Origin of the sequence: Acanthopleuribacter pedis (assembly GCF_017377855.1) — a bacterium.
Taxonomy (GTDB): domain Bacteria; phylum Acidobacteriota; class Holophagae; order Acanthopleuribacterales; family Acanthopleuribacteraceae; genus Acanthopleuribacter; species Acanthopleuribacter pedis.
In genome coordinates this window covers 90,657-111,655 of the sequence record NZ_JAFREP010000005.1, presented here as the reverse complement: position 1 = coordinate 111,655, position 20,999 = coordinate 90,657, and the positions used below count along the sequence as shown (strand labels likewise).

The following is a 20,999-nucleotide window of genomic DNA, read 5'->3' as shown; positions in this document are numbered from 1 at the left end:
CATGCAACTTAAGAAGCGCGATAACGCGCGCCTCTTGGGTTTAAGCAATGCGGCGGCGTGGTACGGTCCACGATTTTCAGATCCACCCCGGCAGTCAGGATCGCGGCCGACTTCTTACAGTTTTTGTAAGATTTTTCGCATTGGGAACGGCGCTTTTATCGTCGGAGAGGGTTAGAATGGGCGCATCGAACTTGCCAATCCGTGATTTCCGTTCATCGCTTTTCGCGCGGAACGGCGCGTACAAGGGTAAGCCCTTGTGGCCTTGATTGAGCACCCCAACAAGGATGGAGCCCATGCAACAAGCTAATTACGAAAATGTCCTCCCGCTTTTGGCCTCGAAAGAAATCGACGACAGCCGCGTCGATTGCGTGTTCCGCTGTCCGGTCAGCGGCGATACCTACAGCGCCGCGGGCAATATGGTGCGCAGCGCCGAAATACAGAGCAACGCCGCCTCCTCGGTGAAACGCGGCATCAAAAACGAACTGAGTTATGCGATGGGCCGCATTATGCGCGGCATGTTCGGCTACAACCCGCTCAGCAACATGGCGGCGCGCGCGGCGGGCGATGCGATCCGCAACGTCAAAACCCACGCGGCTTACACCGAGGAAGACCAGCAACAAGCCGTCGTGCAAGCCTTTAACAAGGTCTCCCACAAGTTCGCCTGGGACGCCAAAAAACACGCCTGGGTTTCGGCCTCGGCCCTGCAAGAAACCCAAACCGAATTCGAGAAAAAGCTGGCACGCGCCTCGTTTAACAATCGATTTGACAGCGAGGTGATGGCACGAATTCTGGTGGAAATGTCCCAGGTCGACGGCGCCATGAGCGACGAAGAAAAAGACATGCTGGCCGATTTCCTACCACCCGATCTTTCGCTCAACAGCTTGCTGGCGCAACCCCCGCTGTCGCAGGCCGAACTGATGGAAACCGGCGCCGGTCCGGTCCGCGAGAACATGCTGATGCTGGCGTGGGCGATGTTGTTTGCCGATTACGAGGTCGATCCGGCCGAGGTCGCCTTTCTGGAAAAGCTGGCCAACCACATGAAGATCAGCGACGGCCAAGCAAACACCTTAAAGAACCTGGCCCTCGAGTTTATTGTGATGCAGTTGTTCGAACAAATCGGCGCGGGTTCGATGAGCCGCGACGAGGTGTTCGGCAAAGCGGTCGCCATGGGCATGGATCGCCTGCAGGCGGAGCGGCTCGAGGTACGTTTCCGCAAGGCACGCGGCTAGCCCTCGGCCCCCGGCAAACCGGACAAGGGATCGTGGGCAAAGACGCCGGGCGCGATCCCGCCGTAAATATCTGCTTTGGCGATTTTGCCCATTTGCCATAGGTAGCGGTCGACCTTCAACCGGAAGATGTGCTCGAGATGAGCCTGAACCTCGGGCCCTTCCAGCACGCCCAAGGCACGGGCGACGGCCTCCATGGTCGACAGGCGGCCTTCCGGTTGGCCGCGCCGTAACTGGTACTCGGAGGGCGGTCCGTCCGGCAGGATCACGCGGGGAACCGGACGCAAACAGGGCACGCGGCGGCGCATTTTGGTCGCTTGCCGCCAGGTACCGTCGGGCACAATGAGCTGGACGGGACGCGGGTCGTCGCGGTAGGTGCTGAGGCACACCGCGTCTTCACCGGGAAACAACAGGAGTGATTGGTAATCGGGGTCCAAGGCTTCCGGCTCGGGCGCATTGTATTCGCGGTGGAACACATCGCTGTTGGGCAGGCAGTAGGTGGCCAGCAACCCGGTGTTGGTGGGTTTCTGGGATTCCACCCGCGGCATGACCAGCGTGATCTTGGTTCGCGTTGTTTGGGGAACGATGGCGCCGCAGACACACAAGTTAGGGTGTAACTTGCATTGGTCACAACGGGTTGCGCGAAAATTGACGCGTTTGCGTTTTTCTTCCAAGCCAGGCCTCCGCCGCGCCGGTTGGGGCGCAGGCGTCAGAGTATAGCTCAAAGCCGAAGCGCGGGCCATAGCCACCCCAAGGGCCCGACGGGTCAGCGCATGCCCTCGGTTTCGCGCCAAACCACCAAAATCCATTTGGCGAAAATCTCCATATCGACCAGGTAACCTTTGACCTCGGCGTCCTTAAACACACCGATTTCGCGGCGGGAATGGGCGCGTCGTTTGGCCTGGTAACGCAATTGATGGGCCGAGAACGGAATGAGTTTGCACACGTCGGCGAGGTGAAAAAGCCCTTTTTGGGTCAGCAAGGCGTTGCCGTCCCATTCAGGCTCCAAGCGTCGCACCTTGGATACCAGATGCTTGCGGTAGTAGGGCGCAAACACGGTCATGCGCACGACCCAATGGTTCCAAATCTTGCGAACCCCCATTTCGATCCAAGGGTTGCGATCCGCGGCCCGCATCTCGCGAACCTTGCGTTTTAGTTTGGCCGCATCGAGATCAAGAGGCACCACGATATCTTTGAGATAAAAGATCCCGTCGTGGTTCAACATTTTCTCGACCGACCAATCGCGGGGAGCATGAACCAGGTTCATCTCATCACGATCAAAAATAGGGTTCATAAAAAGTACCTCTCTGGTTAATGGGCGCACCGCCGGGGCAGATAGGAACCCGCCGGGGCGGGCGGGAAGGCTTCACAGGAAGCATTGGCGGTCGACAGTGGGAACAGCCGACAACGACGTTGTATTTTTGCTCGCGTGTGAATTTAAGCGCCGTGTCAGATTTTTTCTGACAAACGTGGTGTCTTTCTAAACACGCGGGGTTCAAATGACAAGGCAGGATGCAAGCACTGGCTTCAATCAACCGGAAGCGGCAACGCATTGAAGCAGCACAGCCTCAACAAACCCCCTCAACCAGCCAACACAATCACCACAAATCCAATATTTCAAATGCACTGCCTAGTTGAAGCAGTATTATCCTCCAGAAGCATGCTTCAACACCTGAATAAGAGCCTCGCCGGAAAAAACCACGGTGGTTCGCACCGCTCGCATTGATGGGCACCGTCAACGGGTTTCGCGGCCCAAGGCGACGGCCGCGCCCGGCAAGCAAGCTTGGTGTAAAAAAATAAGTAAATTTACTTTACAAATAGTGTGATCAGGGTCATGCTAGGCCCAACGCCTCTGTGTTTAACTTAACGACAGGTTGGTTGGTGTCAGGGTGTCCTTGCTGCCAATGGATCGCAACGGAAGAACGCCGTTTTTCGGCGTGGCCCGCGTGATTCAAACCCGTTTCAAACCCAACCCGAATCCTGATAGGCGATCCGGTGCAACGACCTTTTAACGCACCATTGTCCTAGTGAACCACCTTGATTCATTGATTTTATCGATTGGCTCTACCCTGTTTCACGATGTCCTTTGGTCTCTAAAGCACAGCACACAATGTCACACCCTGCAAAGATCCTCATCACCGGAATCGGATCTGCACCCGAACCCGTCACCCAATGCGAGGTAGATCACAACATGCTGAAGCGACACGGCGCTTGTGAACTCGGCCTTTTGCACCCCACGTTGGTGGACTGCTTTCGCGCGCAATCAGCTTCGCAAGCGAAGCCATGGCGCGCGATTCATTAATCGACTAAGACATTGATATTCATCACTTTAAGTATCAAGCGACATCACCGAAGCACATTTTGTTCTCTAACTTGACATTCTTTTTGTCAGTTCCACCGCATCAATCAAAGTATAGCAAACGTGCTAATTTCCGAGATCGACACTGTTAACGCATCTAGGTTTCCAGCGGTCGTCAAAGCAACGCGCCTGTTTCATGCAAAAGCCCTGAGTTCGTTGCATGCATTCACTTGCGTTGACGCGACCAATCGAATCGCACCTGCTGTTTGCTGCATCCGCGGTTGACGCGCCCAAAATGAGGAGTATGTACCATGCGCTGTTTTCGCCCATCTTTTGAAGCCTCATGGCTTCAACGGCCGATCCTCCTGATCGGCCTTTTTTCCCTGTTCGTCGCCTCCCTACCGGTACAAGCCCACGGCTACGCGGTTTTCCCCAAGGCCCGCCAGGTTTATTGTGAACAGGACGGCGGCTATTGGTGGCCCGAGGACGGGTCCGCCATTCCCAACGCCGCTTGCCGCGCCGCCTTCCTGGAAACCGGCCACTACCCTTTTGTCCAATCCAACGAATTCGCGAAGTTGGTCGCTGACTACACCAATATGGATGCGGTCATGCGCGCCATCCCGGACGGCACCCTCTGTGCCGGCGGCGACCCGGCCAAAGCGGGCATGGACATTCCTAGCTCCGAATGGCAAGTTCAATACTTACAATTAGATGCGGATGGGACCTTCGAGTTTCGTTTTTACGCCTCAACCCCGCACAACCCCAGCTTTTGGCAGTTCTTCCTGAGCCGTGAGGGTTTTGATCCCACCACCCAACGTTTGACCTGGGACGACCTGGATCTGGTCGACGAAACCGGCGATGTCATCATCACCCGCATCGACGACAAACCCTATTACGTGATGCGCGTTTCACTGCCTCTCGACCGCCTGGGCCGCGCGATTCTTTTCACGCGCTGGCAACGGGAAGACCCGGCCGGTGAAGGTTTCTACAACTGTAGCGACATCTTCCTGGTAGACGGCAACCCCTCCCCTTGGACGGACGCCGGCTCCTTTATCACACCCGACGTGCGCCCGGCCGAGGGCGATGAGGTCTGGTTCCGCGTCTTCGACGGCACGGGCAGCGAACTCATTTTCGAACGCCTGGGCATCACCGCAAACAACCAAGACGTTGCCGCCTGGACCCGCGAATTGGTTGAACGGGTCAACTCACCTTCCGACAGCGCGGCCCGCGTCGGCATCCTGCGCGACAGCGTGGTGTCCTTTGATCCAGGCGACCTCTATGCCAACAAAGTCTACGTCCGCGACCGCCTTCACACCTTCCAACTCGACGTCAAACGCGGTACGGGCAACCAAGCCCCGGTGGTGCGTGTTCCCCAAACCCTTTCGGTCCAAAGCGGCGCCCGCTTCACCATTGCGGCGGAAGCCACGGACGCGGACGGCGATGCGCTGACCTACGCCTGGCAACTCCCGGCGGGTTTTGACAGCGGCGACCTGGCGACGGCCACGCTGGATGCAAGCGCCCCGGAAGTGTCCAACGACCGCACGGTCGACATCACGGTTTCGGTGAGCGACGGCAAGGCAACAGTACGCGGTACCACCGCGGTTACGGTCAGGGCGGGAAGCAGCGGCGGCTGCGATCAAACAGATCCCGACGCGGACCAGTACCCGACCTGGCAAAGCGGCACGGTGTACAACACGGGTGACCGCGTCAGCCACAACAACCTGGTGTGGCAGGCGAAATGGTGGACCAACAGCACCGAACCCAGCAACACGGCCGAGGTTTGGCAGTTAATCAGTGACGTCCCGCTGGTCTGGAACCGCAACGTGGCCTACCCGGCCAACACGCAAGTCCATCACCAGGGCGGCGTTTGGCAAAACCAATGGTGGTCGCGCGGCGACGAACCCGGCCAGGCCTCGGTTTGGCAACGGGTCGGTGATTCCGACTGCCAATAATCGCCTTCGCGCCTGTAAGCAATAGGGACAAAGTGCGACCGCGTGGCGGTCGCACTTTTTTCGGTCAAAGACCAACGCATCATCGAAAACCACCCCTGCCCTTCCAAACGAAGAGTGCCCGGCTAACCACCTGAAAAACAACGACCAACCACCCAGCCACTCAGCAGACCCGCGCCCAAGTTAAGGCCGACAAAGAGCGGGACCGCCATCACTTGAGCAACGATTTCCTGCTGGTAAATCGAGATCAGCCTCAGCAGCGGCCAACAAAAGAACAAACCCAGCATCAGAAAACGCTTGCGCACCCGAGAAGAATGTGGCAACAGCAACCCGCAACCAACCATGAGCATACTAACGGGCAAGGTGGCCAACAAGCTCCACGGCCACACCGGCGGCTCAAACACCAACGCATTGAGCGCGGTGAACAGCAGCCAAGGAAAGAGCACTGCAACCACCGTCGGAAACCATTTTTGAATCATGTGCCCGCCACCAGATACGTGGTGATCGCGGCCCACCTTTGGCGCCGCCTTTGCGCGGTCCGAATCAGGAAGGCCCCCCGCTTGAGGCATCTAACCTTCACCGGTTGCCCCATGCGCCTCCCGTTGTCCGGCCTCCCGCGCGAGCCGAAGCCCTTCCTCGATCTCGTTGAGGGTAAACCGAATGCCGTAATAGACAGCGGCAAGGCCGGTCCAAAGCGCGCAATAAACCTCAAGCGCGTTTTCCTCGCCCAAGTTGGTGAGTTGACCCGACATCTTGCGCAAGCGATCCCATTCCTTGGGAAACAAGGGCTCCAAGGATTTAAACTGCTGGAACCACTCACCCAATACGGCAAATTGGCGCGCGGGTGAATGCGCCGAGGTCATTTCAAAACGACCGCCGATCATCATCGCCATAAAGGCGCTCTCCGCACGCTGGAATTGGCGCTCGATCAGGTTGTATTGATCAAAAGCGTCACGCAGACGCGCGTAAAAGCGGGCGTACAAAACTTGCTCCGAGGCGACCGGCGCCACGTCAAGCTCGGGGACCGACACGGGCTGTCGCAGCTTGCGCACAACAACCTCGCGCCAGCTCATTTGCTGAAAACCTTCGATGGCGGCGCCACCCTCGGTCGCGTTGATAAACTCCCGATTGGGATCCATCCGCCCCAACACCTGAACCGAATGCTGGTACCATTCCAGGTTGCGTTGGTATTGGGTCTGGGACACCAATTTCCCCAACCCGTTGTAGGCGGGCACCTCGCAGGTCACCGTGCGGTAGTGTAGATTTTCCGGGGCGGGTAGGTATTGGCGGCCGTGGGTAAAGGCCAGATCCTGACCCATTAAGATGAGTGGTTGGCAACCAAAACAAAAAGCCAGGTAAAAAGCCGCCGTCGCCACCGATCCGCCCGTCTTGATGACCAGGCGTTTGTAGTCGGGATCGAAGTTTTTAATGCTGTTGCAAATGGGGTTGGTTTTGGAAACGAACCAGAACCGTCGTGAACCGCCAAAGCTTTGCCAAAACAGCGGTTGAACTTGGTCCGGCACCAACAAGGTTGCATCGACCAAGTTTTCACGGCCGGCAACCAAATGGTGAAAATCTTGGGTTTCGACGTGAACGACAAAGTCCGGGGTCAAGCCCAGTCGTTCCAGGGTGGAAACGGTGCGGGCAATGGCAAACACGATAACGCGGTCGCGAACGGCCTTGAGTTCGGCGATGTTGCGCTCGAGCGAAGGGCCCGCGGCCAGCACGACCCCGGGTTTACCGGCGAGCCGCTGGTACCAATGCTCGCATCCTGGCTCCTCACTGAAACGGGCCAAGTTGGCAGCGGTATTTTTGACGATCTTCGGGTAGAGGCGGCCGTAATCAATCGGGGCCGGTCCCCAAATTTGCACGCTGCGATGGAACAAATCCAACAGGTCGGGAAAGCAGGCGGAATAGGTGGGTGGAATCACCAAGCCGACGCTTTGTTTGCGGTGGCGGTAGCGCATGACGAGGTAACGCAAGCTGCGCAGGTGGAAGCAAATCACCACGCCGCGGCCCTTGAGCAGGGCTTCCATGTCGCAAACGCCCATGGCGGCCAGCCACACCTCGGGTGAGGGCTCGTAGATGATGAGGTTGGCCAGGTTGCGGGCGCGGTCCAGGTTGACTAGCCGCCCCAAGCCAAAACCAAAATGGATGTGCACCTCGCCTTTGATGCCTTTTAACAAATGACGCGCCTCGGCGTCGGGATCCCCGCTGTGTTCCAGCGGCTTGGTACCCAGCCAAACGGTGGGTTTGCCGTTGGCGGCGGGGCGGATCTCCGCGCCGACACTGGGTGTGGCCGGTGGATCGGGCATGACAATGTAATGCCGCTCGCGCAGGTAGGCCTGGTTACGGGCAAACAGCGCGGGCGACCAACTCATGGGCGCACCTCACCGGCGCTGCTTCCCAACACTTGGCGCAGCAGGGCGGACCAGCCACCGGCAGCGCGGGCGACACCGCGCGCATAGGTCAGTGCCCCCAGCGGGGTCGCCATTTCGGCGAGATAGAGTTTGGGCGCCTCAAAACGTTCCCAGGTACGCGGCAGGGCGAGATCGGCGGCCCGTTGCGGCGACCACAACAGGGCGAAACGCCACCGTTGCAGGAAGTTGGGCCGGGGCAGCGTCAGGGTTTCGGGCAAGGTCAATGCGGTGAGATGCCGCGTCAGGTGAAGGGTGAAATGGAAGGAGCAGGTCAAATGGTAGCGGCGCATCAGGCGTTGGAACAGGTCGTTGTCAACCTCCGCGCCGGCGTGGTCGAGGTGAAAGCGAATGTCGAGGAACAAACGCAACACGGCATAACCGTGTTGGTTGGCGTGCAGCAAAAGGTGGAACAACATACAGGTCGGGCTGGGCACGGGTAAGACACCACCTTCGAATGTAGCGAGCCGTCGCCCCTGCCACAGCCAGGGTTCACCCTTGGAAGGCGGCCCCATGTTCACCAAACGAAAGTGCAGTTCCAGGGGACGACGACCGGTGGCAAAAAAGCGGTACTGGCGCCGGTAATGGGCAAAAGCCAAGGCCTCGGCGCCGTCGGCGGGACAAGGTGATTCGGCGGTATAACCCAGGTCGCGCAAAACCAGCCAGACGGCGGCGGCGTCGTGTTCGTGAACCACCAAATCGATATCGCCAACCGGGCGCGCGCCGCTCGCGGGCCAAGCGCGAAAGGCAAGCCAGGGACCTTTGGCAAAAAGGTGTTCCAAGCCGGCGCTGTCCAGGGCCGCGTGGACTTCCTGTAACTCCTGAAACAGCTTAAGGTTGCGCATATGGTGATGGAGCCATTCGAAGCGCAGCGCTTCCCAAACGGATGCGGGCATGGCGGCGGGTCGTCCTTGCGCACGACGATGTTGGTAACAAAAAGCGCTCATTTGGTGCTGCTCGGCTTTGGCGAGGAACAGGTTCCAGTCGACGGGACCCACCGCCTCGGGCGGTTCCGCCTCTTGCCGCGCGGCCGCCGTCAACCAAAGCCGCCAAGGTTCCACCATGATCACCGCTCCGACACGATGCTGCTGATTTCGGCGGCGGCGTCGCCGCCACGGCCATAGGTCAGCAAATAACCGGGCAACTGCCGCACGATGTCGATCACAAAGTCGAGGCCGCGCACCTTAAAGATTGGCTGGGAGCAAGAGGCCCCCATCATGGCGAGTAACATCGAACCTTGGTCGAGCCGTTCGCGGCGCGGCGCGGCGCCGGCCTCAAAGCGGGGAAACACGACGGCGGCGGGGTAAGCGACCTGGCTGGGACGCACCGCGCCAACGGCCGCCAAGCGCAGAGGTGCGGCGGGTTGTTCGTTGGGCAGGGCCGCGGGCTCAAGGGGTAAGGACGGAAAAGGACCCGGGTCAAACAAGGACCACACATCGCGTCGAAGCACGGGTCGGCGCGGAAAGGCGGTCATGGCGCGGTTTTCAAGCGCAAGGGCAACCACCTCGTCTGAATAAAATGCCCAGCCGCGCCGCGCCATTTCCAGTGCAAGCGTGGTTTTGCCGCTGCCGGAATCACCGAGCAACAGCACGCCGCGATCATCCTGAGCCAAGGCCGCACCGTGGTAGACGTAGGTTTCCCGGGTCTGTTGGGCCGCCCAGGAACAGAGGTTTCGCGCCAGGGAAAGCGGCGACAAAGGTTCTTCCGTTTCCATCCCCTGGAGGGCGTTGGCCGGTTGGCAATGGGTCTGGAACCAGGTGCGCCCGCGACCATCTTGTTGTTTGGCAACCGTCACGGTTAAATCGGCAGCCGCCGGCACGGCGTCGGGCAGGCTCGCTTCGAAGATTTGGGTCATGGCCTCAAAGGCCTCGGCCCAATCGGTTTCGAGCCGAACCTTTTTTTCCAGAAGGTGGAGGTTTAAAACGTTCATGAGATGGGTTCCACCTCGATCACCGGCGCGGAACCCGGCGATTGCAACCAACCCTTGGCGGCAAAGTCCTGGAGCAGGCTGTTAACTTGGCCTGCAACGGCGGCAGCGGTGGTGCCAAAGGTGTCGGCAAGTTCGGCGGCGATTTGGTCCGGGTTGAAGGTGCCGTCGCAAAAGTCGAGGACGGCGGCGGCCTGGACATTGAGCACCGCGGTGGTATCGCAAACGGGATCGTAAACCACAAAGCAGCCTTCCAACTCGCGGAAGATCAAATCTTGGCGAATCAAGGGATTCACGGCACATGCTCCTTAAGGACCTACCCGCGGATGCGGGGCGGCGCCGGCGATGGGTTGTTGGTTTGGCGGAAAAAGATCGCTTATTGTAACCGAAAAACAAAACCCGGTCCCGTGTCGGATGGCCGAAAACAGGCGACGGGTGTCACGAAACCGGGTAATCGCAGGGAACCGGGGGTTTTGTTGGATCCTTCATAAAGGTTATTCGGCGTAGCAACCGATGGTGAGGTGGACGTCGTCGTCGCCGCCGACACGATGGAACAGGTAAACGGCGCCGTCATGGGTCGCGGCCACGGCAAGGTCGCGAGCGTAGGCGCCGGGTACCGCGGTTTGGTGCGACCAACCCGCTTGGGCCAGGGATCCGTAACCGTTACTCGTCGTGGTTTCGTCCGAGGCCGCGTAGGAAATCGCCAGCTTGGGGGTCATGATGCCACTCAAGCTGAAGGACTCGGTCAAGAGCTGGGTATTGGCGCGGCCGGGGTGGATCAGATGGATCACGCCGTCGAGGGTGGCGGCGGTCAAAGGTCGGCCGCCGGCGTAGGGACGCAACAAGGGTTCCGCTTCGCCGGGGGTGGTGGCGTTGGGGCCGTGGGCGAAATGGGCCACGGGGAAGGCGGTTTTGGCCCAGGCGTCTTTGACGGTGTCGTCGTAGGGGCCGGCCCACTTGCTCCCTTCCGGGTAGGTGACCACGTTGCAATCGGCGGTGTTGTAGCTGAGCGCCGCGAGGGCGTCTTCGCTACCGGGCGCTTGGTAAACGAGCAACAGGGTGGCGCCAAGCCGGGTCAACACCAAATCGCCGGCGGTGCTTGCACCGGTCGCAACCGGATCGGCCCAGGCCCCGTCGCTGAAAATGACGGAATAAATCGCGTCGCCGGCGCCGCGGTAGGCAGCCATAATCCGACCGGAATCCATGGTAACCATGGAGACCTGGGCGGTATTGCCGGCAGGGAAAGAAGCGGCGGCGGACCAGCCGTCTTGCAAGGTGTAGCGGCTCCAAACCCTGTCGCCGCCAGGATCGGTAAAGGTCAGCAACAGGTTTTGTTGGTCGGCGGCCAAAACGGGAGAGGAACCTTTAAAAGGAAGGGGTTGCGGGCTGTGCCAATCGTCGTCGTGGCAGGTACGCACGCGCATGGCGCCGTCCCCGTCGGTTTCCACCACATAAAGGGAACCGGCAAAACTCGCCGCGGCCAAGCCGGCGGCGGCCCCGAGCGGGGTCGCGCCCTCGTCAAACCACTGAAAGCGTTCGCCCCACAGGAAGCGGAACCAATTGGCATGTGTATCGTTTTTGCCAAGATGCCCAAGATCGAAGTTTTTTTCAATGGTACGGATCAGGCTGTAATGGTTGTAGGCAACCTCGCACACGCCGGGTTCGATGCCGTCCCCGAGCAGCACGGTGTAGATCTGGTTGGGCCCGTCGTAGGTGTACTTTTCGCCTTTTTCCCAATCGGCCTCGAAATCGGCCTCGTCAAAGGTCACCACCACCAGGGTGCCCTCGGGCAGATGGCTGTCGGGGCCGGGGAACCGCAGCCGGTCAAAAAAGGATTCGAGCCAAAGGGCGGCCTGATCCACCAAGGCGGGTGCCCGTTCCGGTGGATCGGTATGGGTGCCGTTGAGGTAGTGGCCGTCGTTCCACATGTCGGGGGTGAACCAGGCGTAGTTGGGTAAGGTGCCGTTGAGCACATCGGCCCAAAAGGCGGCTTCATCCTGCACGCGTGCCCAGCGCTCCTGATTGCGCACGATGCTTTCGAAGGAACTGTAGGGATTGTGTTTAATCACGTAGGGAAAGTTGTCGGCGGGTTTGAGTTCGGGGGTCCAGGGCTGCATCTGGGGAACAAAACCGTCCATGTACCCTTTCCAATTTAACCCGGCGGAGGAGGCTTCGACGAGGTCGACAAGGGTGCGTTGTTTGAGCAGGGCGGGCGGTGGGTCGTCGTCGGTTACGTTGCAAACCTCGCCGGCGGTGGAGGCGATATAGTTGGTTTGGGAAGGGTGGAAACAACCGAAGTAGTTTCGCAGCATCAGGCCGCGTTTGGCGAGGTTGCGGAAGTAGGGGTTTTCCATCACGTAGGAACGGTACTGGTTCTCGAACATCAGGATCAAGACACGGTCGAAAGCACGACCAAACGCCGGGGCCATAACGTCCTCCTGGGTAAAAACGTTGCAAGTTGTGAATGAAGCTTGCCACGAATATACCAGAGTTCGCCTGCACCTTTCTGCTCAAACGAGCGGGAAGGCATAGAAGCGTCAACGCCCCACCGACAAACGTCAGGAGCAGGATCAAATAGCCCGCAAGTTACGAATCACGCTTCCCTAAAAAATGCCCGTAACAACCCACACTACAGAGCATCAGCTTGCCAGGATCCCGTCTTGCCGCCGTGTTTTTCCAGCAGGCGTACCGGGCCGATGACCATGTCGCGCGCGTAGGCTTTGCCCATGTCGTACAGGGTCAGTAACGCGACCTGTACGCCGGTCAAGGCTTCCATTTCCACGCCGGTGCGGGCGTGGCACGCCACGGTGCAGGTGACACGCACCCGGTCGGCTTCGCTCTCGAAATGGAGTTTGACCTTGTCCAGCGGTAGGGTGTGGCACAGCGGAATGAGGTCGGCGGTTTTTTTGGCGGCCATCATGCCGGCCAAACGCGCCACCTCGTATGCGTTGCCTTTTTTGAGACGATCAAGCGTGGCGATGAGTTCGGGCGGCATCGAGATAAAACCCTCGGCCACGGCTTGACGCGACGTCACGGCTTTGCCGCCGACATCCACCATATGCGCCTCGCCCTGTTGGTTGAGGTGGGAGAGCACCACCTCACCCGGCTGCTTGTGTTCGGTCAAAACGACCTCCCGGACTATTCGTCCAAATCGAAGTTGGAGTTTTCTTCACGCTGCCGGAAGAAGGTATAGATGTGGCCGATTTTCTGAACCACGGTCACACCCACGCTACCGACGGCGGCTTCGATTTCCTCTTTTTCGGCGAGGCAGTTGCCCAACACCTTGACCTTGATCAGTTCATGGGCGTTGATCTGCTCTTCCAACTGGCGCAGGAACCCGGCGGAGGGACCTTCTTTGCCCAATTGAATCAGGGGTTTGAGATGGTGAGATTGCGCCTTGAGAAAGCGGCGCTGCTTGGGTGTTACTTTCATTGCTTCCATTTTTCTACATTCCTAAAAACAAATCGAGGCACATCGACCCGCGGGGGTCGCATGCCTCGCTATTTGAAAAACCGGGATGCTCGGGGCGCGCCGGTATCCCGTGTTAGTTGTCAATCTTGAGCATGGCCAAAAAGGCGTCCTGGGGAATTTGGACTTGCCCCACGGCTTTCATGCGTTTTTTACCGGCTTTCTGTTTCTCCAACAACTTGCGTTTCCGCGAGATGTCACCACCGTAACACTTGGCCAACACGTTTTTGCGCAGGGCCTTGACCGTGGTCCGCGCCACAATCCGCGCGCCCATGGCGGCCTGAATCGCGATGTCGAACATCTGCCGGGGGATGAGTTCTTTCATTTTCGAGGTCAGCAGGTTGGCGCGGTTCTGGGCTTTGTCGCGGTGGACGATCAAGCTCAGCGCGTCGACCAGATCGCCGTTGACGAGAATGTCCAACTTGATCAGGTTCGAGTTCCAGTAACCCTCGATGTGGTAATCAAACGAGGAGTAACCGCGGCTGACGGATTTGAGGCGGTCGTAAAAGTCGAGAACGACCTCGTTCAGCGGTAATTCGTATTCGATGAGCAGGCGATCCTCGGAAACGTATTCCAGTTTCTTCTGGATCCCGCGCCGCTCCTCGCACAGCTTGATCACGGCGCCGACGTATTCGCTGTTGGTCAGAATGGTGCCCAAAATGTAGGGCTCCTCGAAAATCTCGATGTGACCGGGGTCGGGCAATTTACTGGGCGAATCAACCATCACGACGTCGCCGCTTTTGGTGGTGACGCGGTATTCAACACCGGGCGCGGTGGTGACCAGGTCGAGGTCGAACTCGCGCTCCAACCGTTCCTGGATGATTTCCATGTGGAGCAGACCGAGGAACCCGCAGCGGAAACCGAAACCCAAGGCAATTGAGGTTTCCGGTTCGAACACGAAGGAGGTGTCGTTGATCTGTAATTTGTCGAGGGCATCGCGCAAGTTGGCGTAATCGGCGGCGTCGGAAGGGTACAGCCCGGAGAAAACCATCGGCTTCGACTCTTTGAAACCGGGCAGCGGTTCGGCACAGGGTTTTTTGGCGTGGGTGATGGTGTCACCGACGCGGGCCTCGTCCAAGGTTTTAATGGTGGCAATGACATAACCAACCTGGCCGGCCTCAAGCGCCTCGGTTTTGGCCATCTTGGGTTCAAAAATGCCGACCTCGTCGATTTCGTACTCGCTGTGGGTCGCCATGAACTTCACGCGATCCTTGCGGGCCAAGCGCCCTTCGAAGACCCGTACCAAAATGATCAAACCCCGGTAGCTGTCGAACCAAGCGTCGAAGATCAGGGCTTGCAACGGGTTTTCGTTTTTGCCGCTGGGCGGTGGAAAAGCTTCGATGACGGCCTCAAGCACCTCATTCACGCCTTCACCGGTTTTGGCGGAAATCAAACAGGCGTTGTCGGTTTCCAAACCAATCACGTTCTCAATCTGCTCGAGGATGACATCGGGCTGGGCCGAGGGCAAATCGATCTTGTTGAGCACGGGCAACATTTGTAAATCGTTTTCGAGGGCCAAATATACGTTGGCAAGCGTTTGGGCTTCAACACCTTGCGCGGCGTCAACAACCAAAATGGCGCCGTCACAGGCGGCCAAACTGCGCGAAACTTCATAGGAAAAATCAACGTGGCCGGGGGTATCGATCAAGTTAAACTGATAGAGATTCCCGTCCTTGGCTTTGTAGTTCATGGTTACGGAGCGCGCTTTAATGGTGATGCCGCGTTCGCGTTCCAACTCCATGTCGTCAAGCATTTGCGCTTTTTTCTCACGGTCGGAGACACTGCCGGTGAACTCCAAGAATCGGTCTGCCAAGGTACTTTTGCCATGGTCGATATGGGCAATGATGGAAAAGTTTCGAATGAATTTGGGATCAACTGACAACGAAAGGCCCTCCACACGGTCTCGTTCCGAACCGCTAATCATAGCACAGGGCTATCCTGAAGAACGGTGATTCTTGTCGGCTAGCGGATTGCAACGGCGAACACGACCGCTCAAGCAAGCACACCGAAACGCCGATGGTAAGCCCAAACCCTTGACGATTCGCCGCTTCCGCGCCTTCCCCATCCAAGCCAACCCGCGAGTAAACCCCATGTCATCCATCCAATCCCTGCATCGTTTTCTGCAACACTTTCATACGGTTTCAGGTCGCCGCCTCCCGCTTTCGCTTGCGCTCATGGTCCTGCTCGGCCTGCTGGAGGGCGTCGGCATTGTGCTGCTGCTACCGCTGCTGTCCTTTGTGGGCGTGGGCGATTGGCAAAACGGGAATGCGCGGCTCGACGCCCTGCTGCGGGCCTGCTTCGATTTCCTCCACCTCACCCCTAGCTTGGAAGGGGTGTTGTTGTTGTTTGCGGGCCTGTTTGTCGTACGGCGTTTCGTGCTCTACCACAACGAATTGCTGAGCGTGCAATTGCAACAGGATTTTATGGAAACCCTGCGCGGCGACCTCTACCACGCTTTACTCCACAGCAACTGGACCTTTTTCCTGACCCACAAGTCGGCGGACTTTATTCAAGCGCTCACCACCGACATGAACCGCATCGGTCATGGCTCGGCCTACCTGCTGCGCGGCGCGGTAACGCTGATGATGATCGGCGGTTACGGCCTGCTTGCGCTCCTTATCGATCCGGCAATCACGCTGCTCACGGGTTTGATCGGCGGCGGCGTGCTGTTGCTGCTGCGCAAACGCATGCAGGCGGCGGCCATTGACGGCAAGGCGATCACCCAAATCACCAACGGCCTGTTCACGGCGATCACGGAACACCTCAACGGCATGAAAGAGACCAAGAGTTTCGGCGCGGAAAACAACAACCTCCAACACTTCCAAAAACTGAACCGACAGAACAAAGATGTGATCATGCGCTTCAACCAAGGCGCGGTGGCGGCGCAAATGTGGTTCTCCTTGGCAAGCACCGCGGTGTTTTGCGGCTTTTTCTACGCAGCCGTGCGCTGGTTTGCGCTGCCAGGCGCTTCGCTGCTGCTACTGATCCTGATCTTTGCGCGTTTAATGCCGCAAATCGCGCAATTCCAGCAGAACCTACACCACCTCAGCCACGTTTTGCCGATCTACCGGTTCTACCGAGATTTGTTGGATGATTGCCGCGCGGCGATGGAATGCGACGCGCCGGGGAAGCAAAACAAGCTGCCCCCGCTTACCGGCCAGGTCCGCTTCGAGGGCGTGGTTTATGCCTATGCGAACCGCGCACGCGCCGCGCTGGACCAGATCCGGTTTACGATCCGCGTGAACCAAACCACGGCTTTGGTGGGTCCCTCGGGTTCGGGCAAAACCACGGCGGTGGATTTGTTAATGGGTTTGATGATGCCGCAACAAGGGGCGCTTACCATCGACGGCATCCCCCTGGCGGCGGACAACCTCAAGGCGTGGCGCGCCCAGGTGGCCTACGTTCCCCAGGATACATTCCTCATCGACGGCACGGTGGCCGACAACCTGCGCTGGGCCGACAAGGCGGCAAGCGAAACGGCGATGTGGCACGCACTGGAACAGGCGGCGGCGGACGATTTTGTGCGCGCGCTACCGGGGCAACTGAACCAACCACTGGGGGAACGGGGCGTGCAACTCTCCGGCGGCGAAAAGCAACGCATCGCATTGGCACGCGCGCTGTTGCGCAAGCCGAACCTGTTGATTTTGGACGAGGCGACCAGCGCCTTAGACAGCGACAACGAGGCGCGCATCCAACAGGCGCTGCACAACCTCCACGGCCGCCTGACCATCGTGATCATCGCCCACCGTCTGTATTCCCTGCGCAACGCGGATCAACTGTTGGTTCTGGAAGACGGCGCCTTGGTTCAGTCGGGTACCTGGTCGGAGCTGACCCGCGACGACGGCCCCTTCCGCACCATGCTCGAAAAGCAATCGGGCCGGAATCCGCAAGGCGGGAAAATCCGATCTCTTTCGTGAGGGTCCGATTAAATTTGCCCCGCCGCCGAGTCGCCAAGGTAGAATGTTCGCAACCACTTTCATCACGCGTTACGTTGGAGCAAGGAGTCGTCTGCTATGACACTGGAAAATTTGCCGGCTTGGTCCGCCCTCGAAAATCACGCGGCCACCACGGCCGGGATTCACCCCCGCGAACTATTTAATTTGATGCCCGAACGCGCCAAAAACATGTCACTGACGGCGGGCCCCCTGTGGATGGATTACTCCAAAAACCTGATCACGGCGGAAACCATCTCGCTGTTGTTGAAGTTGGCCGAGGCCCGCGAGCTGCCCAGGGAAATCGCCGCGATGTACGCGGGTGAAAAAATCAACCGCACCGAAAACCGCGCGGTCCTACATGTAGCCCTGCGCGCGGCGCGCGACGAGGTCTACAGGGTCGACGGCGTCAACGTGGTGGACCAGGTCTACGCGGTGCGCGACCGCATGGCGGCCTTTGGCGAACAGGTCCGCAACGGCGAATGGCTCGGCTTCACCGGCAAACGCATTAAAAACGTGGTCAACATCGGCATCGGCGGGTCCGACCTGGGGCCGGTGATGGTCTACGAGGCGCTGAAACACTACAGTGACCGCAACCTGACGGTTCGGTTTGTTTCCAACGTGGACGGGACCCACCTCGCCGAGGCGACCCGCGATCTGAACGCGGAAGAAACGCTGTTTATCATCGCCTCCAAAACCTTTACGACCCAAGAAACGATGACAAACGCCCACTCGGCGCGCACCTGGCTGATTGGTCAGTTGGGCGACGCGGCGGCGGTCGCCCGCCATTTCGTGGCGGTCTCCACCAACGCGGCGGGCGTCCGTGATTTCGGCATCGACACGGCCAACATGTTCGAATTTTGGGATTGGGTCGGCGGCCGCTATTCGCTGACCTCCGCCATCGGCTTATCCCTGGTGATCGCACTGGGCAAGGACCATTTTGACGCCTTGCTCAAAGGTTACCGCACGATGGACCAGCACTTCAAAAACGCACCCTTGGCGGAGAACATGCCGGTCATTTTGGGCTTGTTGGGCGTGTGGTACATCAATTTCCTCGAGGGCTCCAGCCACGCGATTTTGCCGTACGACCAATACATGCACCGTTTCCCGGCCTACTTCCAACAGGGTGACATGGAGAGCAACGGCAAAAGCGTAACCCGCGACGGCGAGGCGGCGCTGCACGCGACCGGCCCGATCATTTGGGGCGAACCCGGCACCAACGGCCAGCACGCGTTTTACCAACTGATCCACCAGGGCACCTCGCTGATCCCCTGCGATTTCATCGGCTTCGCCAAGTCACTGAACCCGGTCGGCGATCACCACGACAAACTCATGGCCAACTTCTTCGCCCAACAAGAGGCGCTGGCCTTCGGGAAAACCGAAAACGAGGTTCGCGAAGAAGGCACCCCGGAAGAACTGGTCCCCTTTAAAACCTTCGACGGCGCCCGCCCCTGCACCTCGATCATGGCCGAGCAATTGACGCCCGAGGTACTGGGCAACCTGATCGCACTCTACGAGCACAAAATCTTTGTACAAGGCGTGATTTGGGATATCTACAGCTTCGACCAGTGGGGCGTCGAACTGGGGAAACAACTGGCGAAACGCATCTTGCCGGAGCTGGCCGAGAAAAAGGCGGCGCCTGAAAACCACGATGCGTCCACCAACGCCCAAATCGCCTGGTACCTCCAACACCGCGATTAAACCGAATCGGCGCGGCCTTGCCCGCGCCGCACTTTGACGAAAGAGGAAGCATGGACATTCTGGAACACAACCGCAATGCTTGGAACGGTTACGTGGAAAGCGGCAACGAATGGACGCGCCCGGTCGATGCAGCGGCGGTGGCCGCGGCCCGCGCGGGTGATTGGCAGGTGGTGTTAACCCCAACCAAACCCGTCCCCCGCGACTGGTTTCCCGATCTGAGCGATTGCGATTTACTGGGACTGGCCTGTGGTGGCGGACAACAAGGCCCGCTTTTTGCCGCGGCCGGGGCACGGGTCACCATTTTCGACAATTCACCCGCGCAACTGGCGCGCGACGCCGAGGTCGCCGCGCGTGAGGGGCTGACGATTCAAACGGTTCAGGGTGACATGGCCGACCTAAGCTGTTTCCCCGACGCCTCCTTCGATTTGGTGTTTAACCCCTGTTCGGTGGTGTTTGTGCCCGACGTGGCGCCGATTCAGCGCGAGGCGGCGCGGGTGCTGCGGCCCGGCGGTTTGTTGATGATGGGTTTCACCAACCCGGCGTTGTTCGTGTTCGACTACGCCAAGTCACTGAAGGGCGAACTCGAGGTACGCCACAAAATTCCCTACGCGGACACCACCGACCTGAGCGAGGCCGAGCTGGCCGCGCTAACTGACAAAAACGAGGCGATGACCTTCGGCCACTCGCTCGACAGCCTGATCGGCGGGCAACTGGCGGCGGGTTTGCTCATCAAGGGGTTTTTCGAGGACGCCGCGCCGGAAGAACCCTTGAGCCGCTATATGAACAACTACATCGCCACCTGCGCGGTGAAGCCGGGTTAACGCGAAAAGGAGAGCCTTGTGACCATTGCTTATTGGTGCGTGTTTGCAGCCGCCATCTTGCCGTACATTTTTACGGCGATCGCGAAAATCGGAGCGCCCGGTTTCAGTAACCGCCGCGTGCGCGAATGTCAGGACAAACTTGAAGGTTGGCGCAAACGCGCCCACTGGGCCCACCAAAACGGACACGAGGCCTTTCCTCCCTTCGCGGCGGGCGTGATCATCGCCCACCTGGTCGGCGCCAAACAACAAACCATCGACATTCTGGCGGTCACCTTTGTGGTGTTTCGCATCGTCTACGGGATCTGTTACCTGACCGACAAACCGACCTTGCGTTCGCTGGCGTGGGCGGTGCCCTTTATCAGCATGATCGCGTTATTTTTTATCGGATAACTTCTCGGCCTCGGGCAGTTTGAGGAAGGAAAAATCGTCGAGCAATTGCAGCGTCGCCTTGAGTGCCCGCGAGAAACCGGGCACCTTGGCGAGGCGAATCAAGTTGATCAGCAGCGGCACGGTGCGTTCAATGAAGCGGTCGGTTTTCTTTTGGCCGGGCGTTTTGTCGTACACCCAAAACAAAATGATCCCCATGTGGTACAGCCACAGCAGGCCGGGCAAAAAGGCGTCGAGCGGTTTGGGCACGCGCGAGCGGCTGCCCCGGTAAATTTCGGCAAAAATACGCATGCTGCGTTCGCGCAACGGTCGCGAGGGCTCGCTAAACGGCGACAGCGGGTGGTTGGGATCGGCGGCGACCTTAAACAACGCGGCGGAAATTTCGTGGTAGGGTCGGCTGATTTCGATCTGGGCCTGGACACATAACTTGAGGCGTTTGGCGAAGTTCTTTTCTTCTTCCAAGATTGTGCGGCAGGCAGCCTCGTGTTGAACCAAGGAACGCTCGTAGAAGGCGTTGATAATGTGTTCTTTGGTTTCGAAGTAGTAATAAGCGGCACCGGGCGAAAGGCCGGCTTTTTTGGCGATGGCCCGCATGGTCATTTTCTCGTAACCGCCGTCCAACATCAGCGGCAGGGCGGCGTCGAGAATGCGCTGCCGCGTAATCTCCGCTTTTTTGCGTTTTGCATCGGACGAAGTCATGAACCCTTCCCCCCTACCGGGAATTGCCTAAGTGGTGTAACGTACTTGAAGAACGCACCTTTAACTCACCAACACGGCGGCGAACCGTTCCAGCAAAACTTTAGCGCAAGAACCCATAGACAACAAGCCGCGGAACGATGAAGGGCACCATAAGGCACCCCACCAACAGCTTT

Annotated in this window: 18 protein-coding genes; 6 read left to right on the top strand and 12 right to left on the bottom strand. The window is 58.8% G+C overall.

The window, feature by feature from the left end; genetic code table 11:
• Window positions 1-293: 293 nt before the first annotated feature.
• Window positions 294-1,229 carry a TerB family tellurite resistance protein gene (locus tag J3U88_RS07170; RefSeq protein ID WP_207857875.1) on the top strand — a complete coding sequence of 312 codons (936 nt, stop codon included), beginning with the start codon at window positions 294-296 and terminating at the stop codon, window positions 1,227-1,229.
• Here J3U88_RS07170 and J3U88_RS07165 read toward each other — a convergent pair.
• Together J3U88_RS07165 and J3U88_RS07160 are read right to left on the bottom strand one after the other, a co-directional pair.
• On the bottom strand, window positions 1,226-1,900 hold the full coding sequence (locus J3U88_RS07165) for a tRNA-uridine aminocarboxypropyltransferase (protein WP_207857874.1): 675 nt from the start codon (window positions 1,898-1,900) through the stop codon (window positions 1,226-1,228). The two genes, J3U88_RS07170 and J3U88_RS07165, sit on opposite strands and share 4 nt — an antisense overlap.
• A gap of 92 nt (window positions 1,901-1,992) precedes the next feature.
• On the bottom strand, window positions 1,993-2,520 hold the full coding sequence (locus J3U88_RS07160; RefSeq protein WP_207857873.1) for a hypothetical protein: 528 nt from the start codon (window positions 2,518-2,520) through the stop codon (window positions 1,993-1,995).
• Between the two features lie 1,316 nt (window positions 2,521-3,836).
• On the opposite strand from J3U88_RS07160, the gene J3U88_RS07155 reads away from it, so the two are divergent.
• The gene (locus J3U88_RS07155; protein ID WP_207857872.1) at window positions 3,837-5,477 is read left to right on the top strand and encodes a lytic polysaccharide monooxygenase; all 1,641 of its coding nucleotides are present in this window, start codon (window positions 3,837-3,839) and stop codon (window positions 5,475-5,477) included.
• Window positions 5,478-5,599: 122 nt separating this feature from the next.
• On the opposite strand, the gene J3U88_RS07150 is transcribed toward J3U88_RS07155, so the two are convergent.
• From J3U88_RS07150 to lepA, 9 genes are all read right to left on the bottom strand, one after another.
• Window positions 5,600-5,989, bottom strand: a complete 390-nt coding sequence (locus tag J3U88_RS07150) for a hypothetical protein (RefSeq protein WP_207857870.1) — start codon at window positions 5,987-5,989, stop codon at window positions 5,600-5,602.
• A 54-nt stretch (window positions 5,990-6,043) separates the two neighbouring features.
• Window positions 6,044-7,855, bottom strand: a complete 1,812-nt coding sequence (locus J3U88_RS07145) for a motility associated factor glycosyltransferase family protein (RefSeq protein WP_207857869.1) — start codon at window positions 7,853-7,855, stop codon at window positions 6,044-6,046.
• Window positions 7,852-8,955: a nucleotidyltransferase domain-containing protein gene (locus J3U88_RS07140; RefSeq protein ID WP_207857868.1), complete on the bottom strand. Its 1,104-nt coding sequence runs from the start codon at window positions 8,953-8,955 to the stop codon at window positions 7,852-7,854. Before J3U88_RS07140 ends, J3U88_RS07145 begins: the two co-directional genes overlap by 4 nt.
• Window positions 8,956-8,957: 2 nt before the next feature.
• Complete coding sequence (locus tag J3U88_RS07135) at window positions 8,958-9,821, bottom strand: hypothetical protein (RefSeq protein WP_207857867.1); 864 nt, start codon at window positions 9,819-9,821, stop codon at window positions 8,958-8,960.
• Window positions 9,818-10,114, bottom strand: a complete 297-nt coding sequence (locus tag J3U88_RS07130; protein ID WP_207857866.1) for a PqqD family peptide modification chaperone — start codon at window positions 10,112-10,114, stop codon at window positions 9,818-9,820. Before J3U88_RS07130 ends, J3U88_RS07135 begins: the two co-directional genes overlap by 4 nt.
• 198 nt (window positions 10,115-10,312) lie before the next feature.
• Entirely contained in the window at window positions 10,313-12,247 is a 1,935-nt protein-coding gene (locus J3U88_RS07125) for an alkaline phosphatase family protein (protein WP_207857865.1), read from the bottom strand.
• Window positions 12,248-12,447: 200 nt separating this feature from the next.
• Window positions 12,448-12,942, bottom strand: a complete 495-nt coding sequence (gene moaC, locus J3U88_RS07120; protein ID WP_243435842.1) for a cyclic pyranopterin monophosphate synthase MoaC — start codon at window positions 12,940-12,942, stop codon at window positions 12,448-12,450.
• 14 nt (window positions 12,943-12,956) lie between these two features.
• Window positions 12,957-13,259, bottom strand: a complete 303-nt coding sequence (yhbY, locus tag J3U88_RS07115) for a ribosome assembly RNA-binding protein YhbY (RefSeq protein WP_207857864.1) — start codon at window positions 13,257-13,259, stop codon at window positions 12,957-12,959.
• A gap of 103 nt (window positions 13,260-13,362) precedes the next feature.
• Window positions 13,363-15,168, bottom strand: coding sequence for a translation elongation factor 4 (lepA, locus tag J3U88_RS07110; protein ID WP_243435841.1), 1,806 nt, complete (start codon window positions 15,166-15,168; stop codon window positions 13,363-13,365).
• A 208-nt stretch (window positions 15,169-15,376) separates the two neighbouring features.
• Between lepA and J3U88_RS07105 the strand changes: the two genes are divergently transcribed.
• The 4 genes from J3U88_RS07105 to J3U88_RS07090 all read left to right on the top strand — a co-directional run bounded on the left by J3U88_RS07105 (window position 15,377) and on the right by J3U88_RS07090 (window position 20,130).
• Complete coding sequence (locus J3U88_RS07105; RefSeq protein ID WP_207857862.1) at window positions 15,377-17,203, top strand: ABC transporter ATP-binding protein; 1,827 nt, start codon at window positions 15,377-15,379, stop codon at window positions 17,201-17,203.
• 96 nt (window positions 17,204-17,299) lie between these two features.
• A complete protein-coding gene (gene pgi, locus J3U88_RS07100; protein ID WP_207857861.1) occupies window positions 17,300-18,919 on the top strand; it encodes a glucose-6-phosphate isomerase in 1,620 nt (539 codons plus the stop codon).
• Between the two features lie 50 nt (window positions 18,920-18,969).
• A complete protein-coding gene (locus J3U88_RS07095) occupies window positions 18,970-19,740 on the top strand; it encodes a class I SAM-dependent methyltransferase (protein WP_207857859.1) in 771 nt (256 codons plus the stop codon).
• An 18-nt stretch (window positions 19,741-19,758) separates the two neighbouring features.
• The gene (locus tag J3U88_RS07090) at window positions 19,759-20,130 is read left to right on the top strand and encodes an MAPEG family protein (RefSeq protein WP_207857858.1); all 372 of its coding nucleotides are present in this window, start codon (window positions 19,759-19,761) and stop codon (window positions 20,128-20,130) included.
• Here the strand turns inward: J3U88_RS07090 and J3U88_RS07085 are convergent.
• The gene (locus J3U88_RS07085; protein WP_207857857.1) at window positions 20,113-20,826 is read right to left on the bottom strand and encodes a TetR/AcrR family transcriptional regulator; all 714 of its coding nucleotides are present in this window, start codon (window positions 20,824-20,826) and stop codon (window positions 20,113-20,115) included. The two genes, J3U88_RS07090 and J3U88_RS07085, sit on opposite strands and share 18 nt — an antisense overlap.
• Window positions 20,827-20,999: the final 173 nt, after the last annotated feature.

Excerpts from the sequence above, each read along its gene's own strand:
- J3U88_RS07170 (WP_207857875.1), top strand. The coding sequence starts at position 294 with ATGCAACAAGCTAATTACGAAAATGTCCTCCCGCTTTTGGCCTCGAAA.
- J3U88_RS07160 (WP_207857873.1), bottom strand. The coding sequence starts at position 2,520 with ATGAACCCTATTTTTGATCGTGATGAGATGAACCTGGTTCATGCTCCC.
- J3U88_RS07155 (WP_207857872.1), top strand. The coding sequence starts at position 3,837 with ATGCGCTGTTTTCGCCCATCTTTTGAAGCCTCATGGCTTCAACGGCCG.
- J3U88_RS07145 (WP_207857869.1), bottom strand. The coding sequence starts at position 7,855 with ATGAGTTGGTCGCCCGCGCTGTTTGCCCGTAACCAGGCCTACCTGCGC.
- J3U88_RS07140 (WP_207857868.1), bottom strand. The coding sequence starts at position 8,955 with ATGGTGGAACCTTGGCGGCTTTGGTTGACGGCGGCCGCGCGGCAAGAG.
- J3U88_RS07135 (WP_207857867.1), bottom strand. The coding sequence starts at position 9,821 with ATGAACGTTTTAAACCTCCACCTTCTGGAAAAAAAGGTTCGGCTCGAA.
- J3U88_RS07125 (WP_207857865.1), bottom strand. The coding sequence starts at position 12,247 with ATGGCCCCGGCGTTTGGTCGTGCTTTCGACCGTGTCTTGATCCTGATG.
- yhbY (WP_207857864.1), bottom strand. The coding sequence starts at position 13,259 with ATGGAAGCAATGAAAGTAACACCCAAGCAGCGCCGCTTTCTCAAGGCG.
- J3U88_RS07105 (WP_207857862.1), top strand. The coding sequence starts at position 15,377 with ATGTCATCCATCCAATCCCTGCATCGTTTTCTGCAACACTTTCATACG.
- pgi (WP_207857861.1), top strand. The coding sequence starts at position 17,300 with ATGACACTGGAAAATTTGCCGGCTTGGTCCGCCCTCGAAAATCACGCG.
- J3U88_RS07095 (WP_207857859.1), top strand. The coding sequence starts at position 18,970 with ATGGACATTCTGGAACACAACCGCAATGCTTGGAACGGTTACGTGGAA.
- J3U88_RS07085 (WP_207857857.1), bottom strand. The coding sequence starts at position 20,826 with ATGACTTCGTCCGATGCAAAACGCAAAAAAGCGGAGATTACGCGGCAG.